This is a genomic window from Cupriavidus sp. LA-1 (assembly GCF_055385985.1).
In genome coordinates, this window is sequence record NZ_AP031388.1 from 2,813,605 (window position 1) to 2,830,065 (window position 16,461).

12 protein-coding genes are annotated in these 16,461 nt (G+C 63.6%); 6 read left to right on the top strand and 6 right to left on the bottom strand.

The window, feature by feature from the left end; translation table 11 throughout:
• Positions 1-187: 187 nt before the first annotated feature.
• From ACZ5MJ_RS31795 to ACZ5MJ_RS31810, 4 genes are all read right to left on the bottom strand, one after another.
• The gene (locus ACZ5MJ_RS31795) at positions 188-1,735 is read right to left on the bottom strand and encodes a class I adenylate-forming enzyme family protein (protein WP_464225063.1); all 1,548 of its coding nucleotides are present in this window, start codon (positions 1,733-1,735) and stop codon (positions 188-190) included.
• 68 nt (positions 1,736-1,803) lie between these two features.
• Positions 1,804-2,313, bottom strand: a complete 510-nt coding sequence (locus tag ACZ5MJ_RS31800) for an acetone carboxylase subunit gamma (RefSeq protein ID WP_035824914.1) — start codon at positions 2,311-2,313, stop codon at positions 1,804-1,806.
• Between the two features lie 23 nt (positions 2,314-2,336).
• Positions 2,337-4,661: a hydantoinase B/oxoprolinase family protein gene (locus ACZ5MJ_RS31805; RefSeq protein ID WP_464225064.1), complete on the bottom strand. Its 2,325-nt coding sequence runs from the start codon at positions 4,659-4,661 to the stop codon at positions 2,337-2,339.
• A gap of 11 nt (positions 4,662-4,672) precedes the next feature.
• Positions 4,673-6,817, bottom strand: a complete 2,145-nt coding sequence (locus tag ACZ5MJ_RS31810; RefSeq protein WP_464225065.1) for a hydantoinase/oxoprolinase family protein — start codon at positions 6,815-6,817, stop codon at positions 4,673-4,675.
• Positions 6,818-6,922: 105 nt separating this feature from the next.
• Here ACZ5MJ_RS31810 and ACZ5MJ_RS31815 point away from each other — a divergent pair, with 105 nt between their 5' ends.
• The 3 genes from ACZ5MJ_RS31815 (at position 6,923) to ACZ5MJ_RS31825 (ending at position 10,100) form a co-directional block, all read left to right on the top strand.
• The gene (locus ACZ5MJ_RS31815; RefSeq protein WP_464225066.1) at positions 6,923-7,744 is read left to right on the top strand and encodes a lecithin retinol acyltransferase family protein; all 822 of its coding nucleotides are present in this window, start codon (positions 6,923-6,925) and stop codon (positions 7,742-7,744) included.
• A gap of 69 nt (positions 7,745-7,813) precedes the next feature.
• On the top strand, positions 7,814-9,823 hold the full coding sequence (locus ACZ5MJ_RS31820; RefSeq protein WP_464225067.1) for a sigma-54-dependent Fis family transcriptional regulator: 2,010 nt from the start codon (positions 7,814-7,816) through the stop codon (positions 9,821-9,823).
• Between the two features lie 73 nt (positions 9,824-9,896).
• Positions 9,897-10,100 (top strand): hypothetical protein, encoded by a 204-nt coding sequence (locus ACZ5MJ_RS31825; RefSeq protein WP_464226661.1) that lies wholly within the window; start codon positions 9,897-9,899, stop codon positions 10,098-10,100.
• On the opposite strand, the gene ACZ5MJ_RS31830 is transcribed toward ACZ5MJ_RS31825, so the two are convergent.
• On the bottom strand, positions 10,068-10,823 hold the full coding sequence (locus tag ACZ5MJ_RS31830; protein ID WP_464225068.1) for a sulfite exporter TauE/SafE family protein: 756 nt from the start codon (positions 10,821-10,823) through the stop codon (positions 10,068-10,070). The genes ACZ5MJ_RS31825 and ACZ5MJ_RS31830 overlap by 33 nt on opposite strands.
• 336 nt (positions 10,824-11,159) lie before the next feature.
• Between ACZ5MJ_RS31830 and ACZ5MJ_RS31835 the strand changes: the two genes are divergently transcribed.
• From ACZ5MJ_RS31835 to ACZ5MJ_RS31845, 3 genes are all read left to right on the top strand, one after another.
• Complete coding sequence (locus ACZ5MJ_RS31835; protein WP_464225069.1) at positions 11,160-12,128, top strand: Bug family tripartite tricarboxylate transporter substrate binding protein; 969 nt, start codon at positions 11,160-11,162, stop codon at positions 12,126-12,128.
• An 11-nt stretch (positions 12,129-12,139) separates the two neighbouring features.
• On the top strand, positions 12,140-13,252 hold the full coding sequence (locus ACZ5MJ_RS31840; protein WP_464225070.1) for a DSD1 family PLP-dependent enzyme: 1,113 nt from the start codon (positions 12,140-12,142) through the stop codon (positions 13,250-13,252).
• Between the two features lie 128 nt (positions 13,253-13,380).
• A complete protein-coding gene (locus tag ACZ5MJ_RS31845; RefSeq protein WP_464225071.1) occupies positions 13,381-14,835 on the top strand; it encodes an N-acyl-D-amino-acid deacylase family protein in 1,455 nt (484 codons plus the stop codon).
• An 80-nt stretch (positions 14,836-14,915) separates the two neighbouring features.
• Here ACZ5MJ_RS31845 and ACZ5MJ_RS31850 read toward each other — a convergent pair whose 3' ends face one another.
• Positions 14,916-16,307, bottom strand: a complete 1,392-nt coding sequence (locus tag ACZ5MJ_RS31850) for an aminotransferase-like domain-containing protein (protein ID WP_464225072.1) — start codon at positions 16,305-16,307, stop codon at positions 14,916-14,918.
• Positions 16,308-16,461: the final 154 nt, after the last annotated feature.

The window sequence follows — 16,461 nt, forward strand, 5'->3', positions numbered from 1 at the left end:
CGGCGTGCGGATCGTCGCGCCGTGCAAAGCAGTCTAGGTATCCGATGCCAACCGATGCATTGCTGCTTGATGACAGAGTTGTAAGTCTCGGCGACGTTCCTGCTCGGCATCGGGGCCGAGCACGACTGGCCGGCCATGGCGCTTTGCGCGTTGAACGTAGCGGGGCTGCTAGCACGTCTAGCGCGCTTTATGCAAGCTGCCAGCGCCAGGTCCTGGCATTCGCCGGTTCGCCACCTTGGGCCAGCAGTTCGCGTAGCGCCGTCTTGAGTACCTTGCCGTTGCTGTTCCTCGGCAATGCATTGACGAACAGATAGGCTTTCGGCCGCTTGAATCTGGCGATCCGTTGCAGGCACCACTGATCCAGTTCGGACTGGGTCATCCGCATCCCGGCCTTCAGCACGACGACGGCCACCACTTCTTCGCCCCAGACGGGATGGCTGCGACCGAGCACGGAGACTTCAGCCACAGCGGCATGGGCGAGCAGGGCGTCCTCCACCTCACGCGGGTAGATGTTGGAGCCACCGCTGATAATCGTGTCCTTGCTGCGGTCCTTCAGCGTGAGCTGCCCCTGCTCGTCCAGGCACCCGACATCGCCGGTATGCAGCCAGCCATTGCGCAGCGTCGCGGCACTGGCCTCCGGATTATTCCAATAGCCTTGCATCACCGTGGGCCCGCGCACCAGGACTTCACCGATTGCCCCCGCCGGGAGCGCACGGTCCTCGGCGTCGGCGATACGAATCTCCACGCCGGGCAGGGTACGCCCGACCGAAGCCAGCGCCTTGAGGTTGCCGTCGGCGTAGGCGCGGCCGATCTCGTGGGACGAATGGGCGGTGATGGTCATCGGGCTTTCGCCCTGGCCGTAGATCTGCGCGATGCGGGGGCCCAGGCATTCGATTGCGGCGACCTCGTCCTCCACATAGAGGGGCGCACCGCCGCAGACCACGAGCTTGAGATTGGCGAGGTCGGCCCGGGTCCGGCGTGCGTATTCGACCAGGCGCTTGAGCATGGTCGGCGCGGCGAAAAAGCTCGGGCGCTGGTGCGTGGCGATCAGGCCCGCCAGTTCGGCGGCGTCGAAGCCGCCTGAAGGTGGAATCACCTGACTCGCACCTTCGGCAAGGTGGGGGACCACGTAGAGTCCCGACCCATGGGACATTGGCGCCGCATGAATCAGGCTGTCGCCTGGAAGGATGCGGGTGACCGCGCTGGCATAGGCGCGGGACATGGCGCCTAGATTGCGGTGCGAGAGCATGACCCCTTTGGGCTTGCCGGTCGTGCCGCTGGTGTAGAACAGCCAGGCGAGGGCGTCTTCGGACACATCGGTAACCGGCATGCCGTGTGCCGCAAACAGGGCATGGTAGTCGGTGGAACCGACCACGATGGTCCGGGCGCCAGACACTGCCTCGGCGTCGGCGGCGAAGCTGAGGCGGGCGCCGCTGTCCTGCAGGATGCCCTGGATTTCGCGCGGATGCAGCCTGGCGTTGATCGGTACGGCACACAAGCCCGCGTGCCAGATGCCGTACAGAAGCTCGACATACTGTGGGCAGTTCTTCATGACCAACGCGACCTGGTCCCCGGCATGCAGCCCGAGCCAGTCACGCAGGCCGCAGGCGCAGCGTGCCACGCGGTCGGCGAGTTGCCGGAAGGTAAATAGCGGCTCGGTGCCGAGATAGAGCGCTGGCTGATCGGGATAGGCGCGGGCCGTGCGGACGAGCATTTGCGCAAGGTTGGGGTTCATGCTGCCTCCCGTTTTTGTCGTTGTCTGCAGGGGACAGGCAGTGCCTGCCCCCGCGTTTCACGCTACGATCAGTCCGGGGCGCGCTCCGGAACCGGCAGGTGCACCCATTCCTTATAGAAGGCCTCGATGTCCGGCTCGAAGTCGTGGATCACCGGATACCACGGGGTGGGCGCCTCGACGTCGTGCATGGTGCCGCACGCCGGGCAGTAATACTCGCGATATACCTGCCACTGGGTGTCGGGGGCCATGAGCCTGGGATAGACCTCCGTCATCGCCTCCTCGGTGTCGCGCACGTAGATCGAGGCATGCAGTTTCCAGTTCTCGCGGTAGTCGCAGAACTCGTGGCCGCAATCGCACTTGACCACCCACTTCATGGTGCTGGCCGATTGCACGATATGCATATGCGGGCCGAGCGGCAGCACGATGCGGTCCGGAAAGCTTACCTTGGCCTGCAGGGCCGCCAGGTACTGCTGGAACCGGCTGTCATCCTTGGGCATCGAGAGCATGCGGAAGGTGGTTTCCCAGTCCAGGGAGCCCTCGACGAGGTGGGCGACCTGTTCATTGGTATAGGCAGACATTGTTCAGCTCCTTGATTCGGTGATTACTCTTCGACCTGGACGACGGTGGTGACGTCGGGCAGCAGGGAGAGGTCCATGCGGTGCTTGGCACCGTAGGACGGCACGCCCAGTTCTTCCTCCAGCAACTGCCAGTCCGCGGGGAGATTCCAGAATGCCTTGAATTCCCGCGTGAACTTCTCCGACAGGCCGAAGCTGGTGGCGAACATGTGTTGCACCTGGAGGGAAGCGTGCTTGTTGAGGATGCGTTCGCGCTCTTCCTTCATCCATTCGCGCGTCGGCAGGGCTCGGGCGAGGCGCTCCTTGCGAATCTCGGCGCGACGGGCCTGGGTCTTGGCTGCATCCACGGTGAACACGCCCCTGGCGTCCCGGGTGAAGACGGCGCCATAGACCTTCTGCGCATATTCCGGCAGCAGGAATTTCTGGTTGAGGTCCGCCTCGATGGCTTTCGGATCCCGGTCGATCGGGTCACCAAAGCCCGGGCCGCCGCGCAGGTAGTTGAGGTACAGGTCGTGGTTGGCGTAGCAGTCCTCGGTGGTGATGCACTGCTTGTCACGCTTGACCACGGCGGTGGCATCGATGTGGCGCTCGAAGTCCGGGTTGCCCGGATCGATGTCGCCGCCCAGGGGCAGGGAGTCGCCGATGGCGATACGCTGGTCAAGCCCCGTCTTGTGGGCCTCGAAGCGGTAGCCGGTGGCTGAGGGATAGCCGCCCATCATGCCCCAGTCGCTGTTCATGAAGCCGTTGCCCATGAAGAACATGGTCCAGTCCTGGGCGTTCCACACCATGCGCAGCGTCTCGAAGCCGCAACCGCCACGGTACTTGCCATACCCGCCGGAGTTGGCCTTGACGTTCCGGCCAAGGTAGAGCAGTGGCTCGGCCATCTCCCAGATCTCGATGTCGCCCATGTCGCCTTCCGGGTTCCAGATGGCTGCGGCGTGGTTGAGGCCGTCCTTGACGGCGCAGGCACCCGTACCGCAGGAGCTGGCCTCGAAGCTGTTGACCGCGTGGATCTCGCCATCCTGATTGATGCCGCCACCTTGCAGCCAGTTGGAGGTGTTGGCGTTACCGGCATTGACCTCTTCCAGATAGCCGCGGCTGAAATAGGATTGTGAAAGACCGCGCCACAGGGCCGCCCAGCCGGAAACCAGGAAGTGCCAGGCGTAGGCGTGGCCGGTGCGGCGGTCATCCGGGTTGCACCAGGTTCCCTTTGGCAGGCGGAATTCGGTGGCAAAGTAAGCGCCGTCGTTGATGCGCTGGGTGGGCACCAGGGTCTGGCACATCATCACCCAGATGCCGGAAGTAAACGCCACCTGGTGGGCGTTGAAGGTATGCCAGCCCCAGCGGCTTGCGCCTTCGAAGTCGAGGCGCCACTTGCCGTCCGGCTTGATGGTCATCTCCACCGGCGAGTGCATGATGGAGTCGAGCTTGGCGAAGGCGTTGGAGACTTGCACATCCTCGTGCTTGTACGGCACGTCGACAAAGGAGACCTTGCGGTACTTGCCCGGCAGGGTCATGGCCTTGATACGGCTCTGCAGTCCGCGGCGGCCTTCTTCGATGACCTCGTAGGTGAATTGCTCGTAAGCCTCGATGCCGTCGGCACGAATCACCTCCTCCACCAGGTCGCGGATCATGTGGCAGCCGGCGATGCGGGTCTTTTCGTCGAGAATCCAGTACTTGGGCGTGCGCACTGAGCGCTGGGACTCGTGCAGCCAGTCGCGCAGCGGTTCGTCGTTCACGCCGGTCTTGCGGCAGGTGATCATGTAGCCGTCGCCGAAGCGCTGGGTCTGCCCGGTGGACATGGAACCCGGCGTCACCGACCCGGTGTCGATGACGTGAGTGACGCCGCCCACCCAGCCGATCAGGCGGCCCTCCCAGAAGATCGGCACGATGGTGGCGATATCGCAGGGGTGCACGTTGCCGATGGCGCAGTCGTTGTTGGTGAACATGTCCCCCGGATTGATGCCGGGGTTGAGTTCCCACTGGTTCTCGATCATGTACTTGATTGCGGCGCCCATGGTGCCGACGTGGATGATGATGCCGGTGGAGGTCAGCACGCAGTCGCCCACAGCGTTGTAGAGCGTGAAGCAGAGTTCGCCTTCCTGCTCGACGATCGGGCTGGCGGCAATCTTCTTGGCGGTTTCACGGGCATGGACCAGGCCGCCGCGCAGCTTGGAGAACAGCTTCTCGTAGCCGATCGGGTCGCTGTCACGGAATTCCAGCTTCTCGAGGCCGTTGTAGTGGCCGGTGGCCTTGGTGCGCTCGATGATGCCGTCGCGGTGCTGCTTGAGCGTCTGGCCGTTCTGCAGCAGGTCGGCGAAGCCGATTTCTTTATTGCTCATCATATTCATGGCGGGTCTCCTTACTTCACTTCCTTGAGATGGAACAGGCGGTGCTTGTCGATCGTGGTTTCGAAGCCGTCGGGCACGACGAAGGTCGTGGCGTCGGATTCGATGATGGCGGGACCCACGATGTGGTTGCCGGCCTTGAGGGCTTCCATCTTCCAGAGTGCGGCGTCCACCCACCTCTTGTGGCGGTAGAAGGGACGGGTGCCGAGATAGGCCATTTTGGGCGGCGTCGGGCCGGCGTCCGTGTCTTCGGGCAGCACCGGCTTCTGGGTCACGACGGTGCCGCGCAGGATGGCGCCGGTGATCGAGAAGCCCAGTTCCGGCGAGCGGGCGGAGCTCGCGTAGACGCGGCCGTAGGTGTTCTCGAAGGCCTCGACGATCTGGTCCCAGTCGGCCGCGGTGGCGGCGCTGGTCACCGGCGAGACGATTTCGAGGTCATTCAGCTGGCCCATGTACTGCATCTTGTAGCCGGGGATCAGCAGCACGTCCTCGGGCTTGTAGCCGTTGAGGACGAATTCGTCGATGACCTTGACGGCCAGTTCAGACCAGGCTTCCTGCAGGCTCTGGCAGGCGCCTTCCTTGTTGGCGTCGGGGGCGTGCTGGGCCACACCAAGGTCCACTGACTTGTCGTAGCGGTACTCGAAGTCGGCGCAGGCGCAGCCGAAGGCCGAGAAACCGGCCGCCCAGGCGGGCACGACGACATCCTTGAAGCCGACGCCCCCGGTGTAGCCGTAGGTGTGCACCGGGCCGGCGCCGCCGTAGGAGAAGCAGGTGAATTCCGCCGGGTTGTAGCCCTTGGCACTGATGTTGGCGCGCAGGTACTCGGAGAGGGTGAGATCGAGCAGCTCGATGACGCCGGCGGCGGCATCCTCGACCGACAGGCCGAGCGGGTCGGCGATCTGCGCCTTGATGTGGTCGCGCGCACGCTGCACGTCGAGCTTGATGGCACCGCCCAGGAAATTGTCCGGGTTCAGGTAGCCGAGCACGACGTGGCAGTCGGAGACGGACACCGTATCGAGCCCGCTTTCCGGCCAGCAGGTGCCGACGCGGTAGCCGGCGCTGTCGGGGCCGAGCTTGATCGACTTGCTGTAGGGGTCGAGGCGCACGAAGCTGCCGGCGCCGGCGCCGACCGAATCCATCGCCACCAGCGGCAGGGAGAGCACCAGGCGGGCCATGTCGGGGTCGGACTTGATGGCGAAATTGCCCTTGGTGATCAGGGCCACGTCGAAGCTGGTGCCGCCGATGTCGGAGCAGGCGATGTTCTCGTCGCCCAGGTACTCGCCCAGCAGCCTGGAGCCGATGACGCCGCCGATGGGACCGGAAACGATCGTGCGTGCGAGTTCCTTGGCCTTCCAGCTGATGGTGCCGCCGTGCGTGGCCATCACCCGCAGGTCGAACCTGGCGCCGTGCTTCTTGAACCGGTCGCTCACCTTCTTCAAGGTCTGGCGCGAAGGCTCTGCGCCATAGGCCTCAAGGATGGTGGTATTCATGCGGTGGCTTTCCTTGCGCGACGGGTAATAGTCCACCGAGGCGAAGACGGGGATATCCACCTTCAGCTTTTGCAGTTCTTCCCTTACCACATCACGGGCGCGTTGCTCGCTCGATTCATTCTTGTGGGATTGCAGCAGGCAAATGACGATGGCTTGCGAGCCGGCCTCCACCAGTTCCCGGGTAGCCTGGCGAACCTCGTCTTCCCGCAGGGGGATGACGACCTTCCCCTGCACGTCGGTACGCTCGGTGACGCCCCGCGTGCGCGAGACGGGCACCAGCGGCTCGTCGTAGCGGTGGGTGTTCAGGTGAATGCGGTCCTCCAGCGCATAGCCCAGGTAGCTCTGCAGCGCACGGCCCATCGAATGGATCTGCTCGAAGCCGCGGTTGCAGATGAGGCCAACGTCGAGGCCCTTGCGCATGAGAATGCGATTGAGCATGGCCGTCCCGGAGTAGACGCAGGTCACCAACTCCGGATAGACGTCGTCAACGGTCCGGTCCCAGTGGGCAAGGGCGTCTTCGGAAGAGTTGAAGATGGCAAGGGATTCGTCGCCGGGATTGCTCTGCGCCTTGCCGACCACGAAGCGGCCATCGGAGCGCACGAAGAATGTGTCGGTCATCGTGCCGCCGGCATCGATGCCCATCACCTGTACGGTGGACTGCGATTGCATACTGCCTCCTGTCATTGATGTAGTCATGGTGGGATTTCCCACAACCCATCCATGGCAAGGCTTGTGCCATGCCTGGCCGGCACCAGGAGGCAGCCCCGCAACGCGATGGAAATCAACGAGTTGCCGGTATTCCCTGGCCACATCACAGGCCGCGGGGCGCCTGCCGCCGCTGTCCGGATTCCCGACGCCCTGTGCGGCGGTGTCCGGGATCCGGACGCTTTCCGGACAGCGACCGATGCGATTGGCATCAGGCAAGCCCCGGGATTTGGCCGCTGGAGACCTGATGGTTGTCCGACGCGGAGCGCGCCAGGCGCTGGCACGCGCTATGCGCTGGTTTCACGCGAATGGCAGCGGAACGTGGTGAAGCTCATGAAGAACTCAGTGGGGTCAGGGCGCCTGATCATCGAAGCGGTTGCCGGCATGGACCTGGCAATCGGCACCCATCTCGTCACCGATCGGCTTTGGTACACGCATCATGGCGTCTACGCGGGGGCCGGCAAGGTCGTGCATTACGCGGGTCTGTCGCGGTCGCTGCGTCGCGGCCCGGTGGACGAGGTCACGCTCGCGGAGTTCGCGCATGGGCATCCGGTCTGGTTCCGGCAAAGCCCCGGCGCCAGGTTCGTTGGTGTGGAAGTGGTCCAACGCGCCTACTCCCGCATCGGCGAGGATCGCTATCGCCTGATTTCCAATAATTGCGAGCACTTCTGTATGTGGTGCTTATACGGCGAGAGCCGCAGTGACCAGATCGATGTATGGAAATTCCGGGCAAGCGATGTGCTGGCTGCCGCGTTCAAGGTTGTCAGGCGGCTCGCGGCTACTGCTGCCGCGCTTGTCGCGACTGTCCGGTTTCCGGACACCTGCGGCTGCAATGACCGGAAACCGGACACCTTCGGGCGGTTTGCTGCAAAGCACAAATTATTGATTTGAAAAGAGATTTATTGACTTGGTGTGGGCACGCGGATACGGTTACTCCAGTCAATTGAGAGCGATCGCCCCATGCCGTTTTCTCGTTGCGGCACCCTGATCCCCCGCGCAGGCGACGAACCCGTCGTGGCCTCCGCCTGGGAGCGTTTTGTGCAGGACCAGCCCCTGGACGTGGCGGGTGTGCGCAGCGTCGTCCTGGCGTCGTGGCAGCGGTGCCGTTCCGAGGCCGTTGACCCCGCCAGGCACTCCGCGCCGGGGGCGGCCGCCGAACGTGTCCGCCAGTTGCAGCGGCAGAACCGGGAGCTCTGCGATGCCGCGCGTCCGGCACTCGAGAGCCTGCGCGATATCCTGCGCGAATGCGGGACCCTCATCATGCTCTGCGACCCGGGCGGCACCGTTCTCCACCTCAACGGCGAGACCAGGGCCCGCAGCGTTGGCGAGGGGATCAACCTGGCCACCGGCGGCTGCTGGAATGAGGATGTCATCGGCACCAATGCCATCGGCACCGCGATCGCCACCGCCACTCCGGTTCAGATCCATGCAGACGAGCATTTCTGCCTGGACGTCAAGCGCTGGACCTGCGCCGCGGCGCCCATTCTTGACCCCTTTAGCCGCACCCTGCTGGGCGTCGTGGATGTTTCCGGCGTCAAGGAAACGTTCCATGGCCACACCCTGGGCCTGGTGGTGACCGCAGCCAGGCAGATCGAAAGCGAACTGGCCCGCCGCGACGTTGCCCTGCATGAGCGGCTGCTGACCCGAGCCATCGATCATTTCATCCGTTACGCGAGCGACTACGTTGTGCTCGTCGACAGCCGTGGGCGCATTGTCCGTACCAACGGCAACGCGCAGGCGGCGCGGGAGAGCTATGACGTGCGGCTGCCCTCGGAAATTGGCAGCCAGGTGCCGGGACTCAACCTCGCACTGTCCGAGATGGATCGGTCCTGCCAACGGCAGGGCTGGCTGCGCGCCGAATGGCTGCACCCGGTGAAGGACCATGACGGTATGCTGGGTACGGTGCTGGTGATCCCGCTCGGGGCGCGCCAGAACCGAACCGCTGTATCGCTGCCCACGGCCACTGTCACGGCGACAGTGGCAGGCAACGATGCATTCCACGAGATCATTGGGGCAAGCGACGTGCTGGAGGCGATCAAGGCGCGCGCGCGCCGTATCGCTCCTCTCGATCTGCCGGTACTGCTCCTTGGCGAGACCGGCGCCGGGAAGGAACTCTTTGCCCGTGCGCTGCATCGGGCGGGTAACCGCCCCGACGGTCCTTTCGTTGCCGTCAACTGCGGCGCCTTTACCCGTGAGCTGCTAGCCAGCGAACTCTTCGGTTATACCGACGGCGCTTTTACGGGTGCCCGCCGCGGTGGTCTTCCGGGCAAGTTCGAGCAGGCCGACGGCGGTACGTTGTTCCTGGACGAGGTCGGCGAGATGCCGCTGGACATGCAGCCCCACCTGTTGCGCGTGCTGCAGGACGGCGTTGTGGTGCGCCTGGGCGATACCCGCGAGCGGCGCGTCGCGGTGCGCGTTGTCGCGGCCACTAACCGTGATCTGCAGAAAGAGATCGCAGCCGGGCGCTTTCGCGAAGACCTGTACCACCGTCTTTGCGTTGTCAGCCTGGTGCTGCCGCCGCTGCGCGACCGGCCCGGCGATATCGAGGCAATCATTGCGCATCTCAACGGCAAACTGGCGTGCAAGTATGGCTGTGCGCCCAAGCAGCTTGAACCCGCCGTGTGGCAGGCGCTGCTGCGCTATCGCTGGCCGGGCAACATACGTGAACTGCACAATGTCTTCGAGGTGATGTTCGCGCTCAGCGAAGGCCACATCATCGACGCGTCTCTGTTACCCCCGGGCATCGCGCAGACGCCAGAGGACGCAGTTTCTGTTTCCACCTCGACGCCAACGCCTGTCCCGCGCGGTCGTCTTGAGGAAATGGAAAGACAAGCGATACTCGATGCGATCGCGAATTCCCACGGCAATATGTCCATGGCCGCCCGGACACTGGGAATTTCGCGGAGCACGTTGTACGTCAAACTGGCCGCGATCCAGTCCGGGCCTGGCACTGCAGGCGCCGGCATGTAGCCGTTTGACTGGCCTGCGGCGTGACATCCTTTCGGCGCTATTCATTTCGGACTATGAGCGTTACATCGAGCATATGGCCTCACATCATCCGTGCGACGAAGTGCTGTCTCGACCCGAGTTCTTCGTTCAGTCCGTCATCGGAAATAGGGTAGAGGCGGACCGAGACACTGTTAGCCTGCAGGTTCGCTTGGCACCAATCCCGGCACGCGAATTCCACGGCCTCGCTGTTGGTGCGACAGAAGCCCTACGCCAAACGCTGAAGCAAATGCGGGACTGACGATGTCAGCAACGCGACCCCGGATGCCGCGAGCAGGCTCAACACAATCTTGCGGAAGGTCGCTTCCGAAATCCCAACATACAACCGGGCGCCCAGGATAGTGGGAATCAGCATCGCCGGGCCGACGATTGCGAGCATCGGCAGCGTGGCACGTGTCACGATTCCCTTTTCCACGTAGATGGCCATGGTCACAAGCAGCAAGGCGAGATTGAAGTTCTGAATGATCGCACGCTGTTCATCCTTGTCGAATCCCCGCAGCGAGCACCACAGTGTGGGAATCGTGCCGGTGAAGCCGCCGATGCCACCCATGATCCCGCCGATGCCGCCCACGATCCCGTCGGCCAACCTCCCGCCCGCCGTGATCTTCGGCAGGTTTCGTACGGCAAGCATCGTCGGGCACCACAGCACCAGGAACGTACCGAGGAAGGCCTTGAAGAGTTGAAGGTCGAGCGCCGGGAGAATCGCGACGCCAACGGGTATGCCAGCCAGGCCGCCGATCAGGAAAGGCAATAGCCTGCCCAGCTTGAATCCTCGGCGCATGGTTACCACGGCAATGATCTGCCCGGTCAGCGCCCCAAAAACCGCCATTGACGCGGCCAGCCTGGGATCCAGCGACCACGCCCAGAACGACATTGCAGTGAGACCAAAGGCGAAGCCCGAAAGCCCTTGTACGAAGCCAGCAACAATGGCTCCCAGTGCCACGACCAGGATTACCGGATCCATGCGTAAGGGCCTCTTTCCTATTGGGGCGTGATCTGAGTGTCCGCAGTGAGCAACTGGCGACGTGGGGCCGCGGTCTGCAGGCCGCAAGCCATATTGGCCTCCGGGTGCGACTTGCGCTGGGGCAAGGCGCTGGCGCGAGTTGTTCCGTACTTCCTGCTTCGGTTGACATTCTATCCAGTTCTGTATATTTTGTCTAGAACGCAAACCGTAGCCATGGGACTTCGATGCGCGCTGGCGCGTGTCCGGCGCAGGCGTTGCAGGCTCGAGGGCGGCTGCGCTCTGCCTGGGGCTGATGGAATGACTCGAAAACGCGAATCACAGACTGGAGATGGCCCAATGAGTTTCCGACGTTTTTTGGTGAAGCTTGTGTTAGCGCTGTGTGCCGCGTTGCCGGCTTCCGCATTCGCGGCTTATCCGGACAAACCGATCAGGCTGATTGTGCCGTCGGCCCCCGGCGGTGCGCCGGATGCGTTGATGCGGGCCCTCGCTCCACAGCTGGCGCAGCAATTGGGCGTGTCCATCGTGATTGACAACAAGCCTGGCGGTTCCTACGTGATCGGCACGATGGAACTGGTGAAGTCCGCGCCCGACGGCTACACGCTGGCTTACGGCAATATCGTCTCGCTGGCGACCAACAAGTCGTTGCTGCCGTCGGTGCCATACGACGTCGAGAAAGACCTGACGCTGATCGCGAACACGCTGCGCCTGTCCAACATGATGATCGTCAATGACAGTGTGCCCGTCAGGACCATTCCCGAACTGATTGCCTATGCGAAAAAGAATCCGGGCAAGCTGGCCTTTGGATCGGATGGCAACGGCACCACGGCGCATCTGGGCGTCGAACTCTTCAAGGCGATGACCGGCGTCAAGATGCTGCATGTGCCCTATCGCGCGGCGACTTCGGCCGTCACGGACCTGATCGGCGGTGGCATACAACTCATGATGATCAACACGCCGGTTTCCGGACCGATGGCCAAGGCGGGCAAGGCGCGGGCGCTTGGCGTCTCCTCGGCGCAGCGTCTGCCTGCATATCCGGACGTTCCTGCGATCGCGGAATCCGTGCCCGGGTTCGAGGTGTCGGCGTGGGGAGGCATCGTCGGCCCGGCCCACATGCCCAAAGACATCGTTACCCGCCTCAACCGCGAAATTCGCATCGCGCTGGCGAGCCCCGCCGTGCGGGAGCGATTCAAACTGCTGGGGGCGGAAATCGCGCCCAGCACGCCTGAGGAGTTCCTGGACCTCTCCCGCCGCGAGACAGCCAAGTGGGCCGGGATCGTGAAATTCTCCGGTGCCAGGATCGATTAAAGGAAATCCCCATGAGTCCCTGGAAAGCAGCCCAAGTCGGCGACCCCGCCGTTGCCATCGATACACCCGCGCTCGTGCTCGACCTGGATGCATTCGAGCGTAATCTGAAGCGAATGGCTGACGCATTGCGCGGCCGAAACGTGCGTCTGCGTGCCCACGCCAAGAGCCACAAGTGTCCGGAGATCGCCTTGCGGCAGATCGCATTGGGCGCTGTGGGTATTTGCTGCCAGAAGGTCAGCGAGGCTGCCGTGTTTGTCCAGGCCGGCGTCACCGACATCCTCATTAGCAACGAGATCGTCGGTGCCGCGAAAATCCACCACCTGATGGAACTTGCCGGCTCCGCCCGCATTGGGGTTCTGGTCGATCATGCCTCGCAGATACAGGCCCTGGCGGCCGCCGCACAAGCATCCGGGAAGAGTGTGGATGTCTATATCGAAATCGACGTCGGCGCCCATCGCTGCGGCATCGCTCCAGGTGAAGAAGCAGCGCATCTCGCAGAATTGATTGTCTCCTCGCCGCTGCGCTTTGCCGGGCTGCAATGCTATCACGGGCCGGCCCAGCATCTGCGCACGCCGCAGGAGCGTACTGCCGCAATTCGCGATGCCGCTGAACTGGCGCTGTGGACAAAGAAAATCATCGAGGCACGTGGCATTCCAGTCGAGATTATCGCTGGCGCAGGCACCGGCACCTTCCTCCTCGAACGCGACTCCGGTGTCTATAACGAGCTTCAGTGCGGCTCCTATGTCTTCATGGATCGCGATTACGGTGAGAATACGCGTGGTCCGGACGACATTCCCTTCGAGCATGCGCTCTTTGTCCTGACTTCGGTGATGAGCAGGGCCACCGGCGAGAGGGCTATCGTGGATGCAGGCCTGAAGGCCTCCAGTGTCGATTCCGGCATGCCACTAGTGTGGAAACGCAGCGATCTGAAATACCTGAAGGCATCAGACGAACATGGCGTAATTGCTACCCCCAGTCCCGCTTCATTGGAGCTGGGAGAAAAGCTGATGCTCATTCCCGGTCATTGCGATCCCACTGTCAATCTTTATGATTCGCTGGTCTGCATACGCGATGGCAGGGTCGAAGCGCTATGGCCGATTGCGGCGCGCGGCGCTCTGCTCTGACTGCCATGCCGATGGTCTGCGACCACGATTGGCATGCATCCGTTGCGTCACTGGTCCCGCGACGCGATGCATCACCACACAGCCAGGCTTCCGGAGCAATTGATGAACACGATACCAGGGAGTACCCGATGAGTGAGCGTTACGATGTCATGATCCGCAATGCCTCGATTGTCGACGGAACGGGAGCGCCACGTTATGCAGGCGAGGTGGGTATCAAAGCTGACCGTATCGTGCGCATCGGCGATTTGCGGGGCGCCAGCGCAACCACGGAAATCGATGCGGCTGGCCTGGTGGTGGCGCCTGGTTTTATCGATGCGCACACGCATGACGACCGCTTGCTGCTCTCTGGTGGGGACATGGCTCCCAAGGTCAGCCAGGGGATCACTACCGTGATCGGCGGCAATTGCGGCGTTTCGCTGGCGCCGATGCCGCGGCAGATTCCCGATCCGGTCACTCCGCCGCTCAATTTGCTCGACGATAGCGGGGCGTGGTTTCAGTTCGAGCACTTTGCGGAGTATCTGGAAGCGTTGCGCGCTCAGCCCGCTGCAACGAATTGCGCCATGCTGGTCGGCCATACGACATTGCGGGTCGCGACGATGAATGATCTTTCCCTGCCGGCAAATCCGGACGAAATCGCAGCCATGCGCGCGCTGGTCGATGAAGCCATGCGCGCCGGCGCGATTGGCGTGTCAACCGGGCTGTTCTACGAACCTTCGATCGCGGCGCCAACGGAAGAAGTCATTGAAATATGCGAGCCGCTACGCGAGCACGGCGGAGTCTATTGCACGCATATGCGCAACGAGGGCGACCACATCATTCAATCACTGACGGAGACCTTCCGCATCGGTCGCGAAGTCGGTGTACCGGTCGTCATCTCGCATCATAAGCTGGTCGGCGTCAATAATTATGGTCGCTCCGCAGAAACGCTGAAGTTCATTGCTGAACACATGGAAAAGCAGGAGGTTTGCCTCGACTGCTATCCTTATCCGGCGTCGTCCACCATTCTGTCCGCGCATCGCGCACGTAATGCGACCCGGGCGACCGTGACTTGGTCAAAGCCCATGCCCCAGTATGCCGGCAAGGATCTGGCCGACATCATGGCCGAACTCGGTGGCACACTGGAAGAGGTAGTCGACCGGCTGTCCCCCGCCGGTGCGATCTACTACATGATGGACGACCGGGATGTGCAGCGCATACTGGCCTTCGACCAGACAATGATCGGCTCGGACGGCTTGCCCCACGACGAATCTCCGCATCCGCGTCTTTGGGGTAGCTTCCCACGTGTGCTTGGCCACTACGGCCGGTCGCTGGGCCTGTTTTCGCTTGAGACCGCGATCCATAAGATGACCGGACTGACTGCCAGGAATTTCAGGCTCGCCGACCGCGGTGTTGTGCGGGAGGGGGCCTTCGCAGACCTGACCGTTCTCGATCCCGAAACCGTTGGCGAGGGAGCGTCATTTGCCAGGCCGATTGCGCCGGCCATAGGCATCGATACCGTGCTTGTCAACGGCAGCGTCGTGTGGCGCGATGGCAAGACCACCGGCGCGCGGCCCGGCCAGGTGCTACGGCGGGAGCGAGCGTAATCGCCAGGCACGCCGGCGCACCGCCGATCGCGCATAGCCTCCGGCTTCGTTCCTGCCGGCGGCAAGGACCGTGTGTCCGACTACAGCATCGCGGAATGCAAGTGATGCGGATTGTCGAGCGTCTCCGCGATGATCCGCAGCGACTCCTCGATCTCGTCACGCTCGCCCGGGCCGCCCAGGCAGACACGAAGCGCATCGGGCGGGTTGCCGTCGGTGGAGAAGGCGGCGGCCGATACCGCGCCGATGCCGCGCGAGCGCAGGTGCAGCGCCAGTTCCGACGGGCTCCACGCGGAAGCCGACGGGATCGGCAGCCACAGGTGAAAGCCTTCCGGGTCCGCGTCATAGGCCAGGCCCTCGAGCACATGGCGCGCAATCAGCTGCCGCGCCGCGCTTTCGGCGCGGATGGCCTTAAGCATGTCGTCCACCATTCCGTCCTTGATCCATGCGGTAGCGAGCAGGGTATTGATGGGGCTCGCCATCACCGTCGTTGCCCGCAGGGTGCCCGCCAGGCGCTGCGCCTGTCGGGCCGTGGGGGCGTGCAGGAATGCGATCCGCAGCCCGGCGCCCAGGCATTTGGACAAGCCGGTGACGTAATACGTGAGTTCCGGGGCGAGCGCGGCAAACGTCTGCGGTGCCCGCAGCGGCAGCATGCCGTAGGCATCGTCCTCGATGATCGGCACGCTGTAGCGCAGCGCGACTTCGGCGAGCTGCTCGCGGCGTGCCTGCGGCATGGTGCGCGTGCTCGGGTTCTGGATGGTCGGGTTGCAATAGAGCGCCGCTGGCTTCTGTGCCTTGCACATGGCCTCGAAGGCGTGGGCGAACGGGCCATCTTCGTCGCCGGGCAGCGCCTGTAGCTGGATATTGAGCTGCGCGGCGATCGCCTTGATGCCGGGGTAGGCCAGCGTGTCGGCACAGATGGTCTGCGCCGGGCGCGCGAGCTGCGACAGCAGTGCGACCAGCGCGCTGTGGATGCCGGGCGTGACCAGCACGGTGTCCGCGCTGCACGCCGGCACCCGGCGGCGCAGCCATGTCGTGGCGACCGAGCGGTCGGCCGGGGTTCCGCCGAAGTCCTGGTAGCGCAGCAGCGTGTAGGGATCGGCAGCCTCCAGCAGTTGCGCCATGGTGGCACGAAGCCGCGCTGTCATCGCGGGCGGCTCCGGCGGCATGTTCATGGTCATCTCCGCACCCGTGCCGCCGCGCAGCGGCATCGCGGGCGCACGTCCGCGCACGTAAGTGCCACTTCCTGTCTTGGTGTCGATCAATCCCCGCTTCCTCGCTTCACTGTAGCCGCGCGCCACGGTGGTGTAGTTCAGTTGCAGCGCTTCGGCCAGGTCGCGCAGCGGCGGCAGCCGGTCGCGCGCGCGCAGCTGGCCGTCGGCCAGTGCCTCCTCGATCAGGTCTGGAATCAGCAGATAGGCCGGCTTGGCACTGCCGGCGATACGTTTTACCCAATGGCTGGTCAGGTTGGACACCGTGGTCTCCCGCTGCGCGATGCGATGGCATTCAGTGCCCTGAGGGTAGCACCCGAATGATCGCCCACCAAGCCGCTCAAGCGATTGCATCAGAGGTTCTCAATGATGGTGCGATATCAGCGCGGATGCACCACGCGTGCGCACCAGGCGGCTG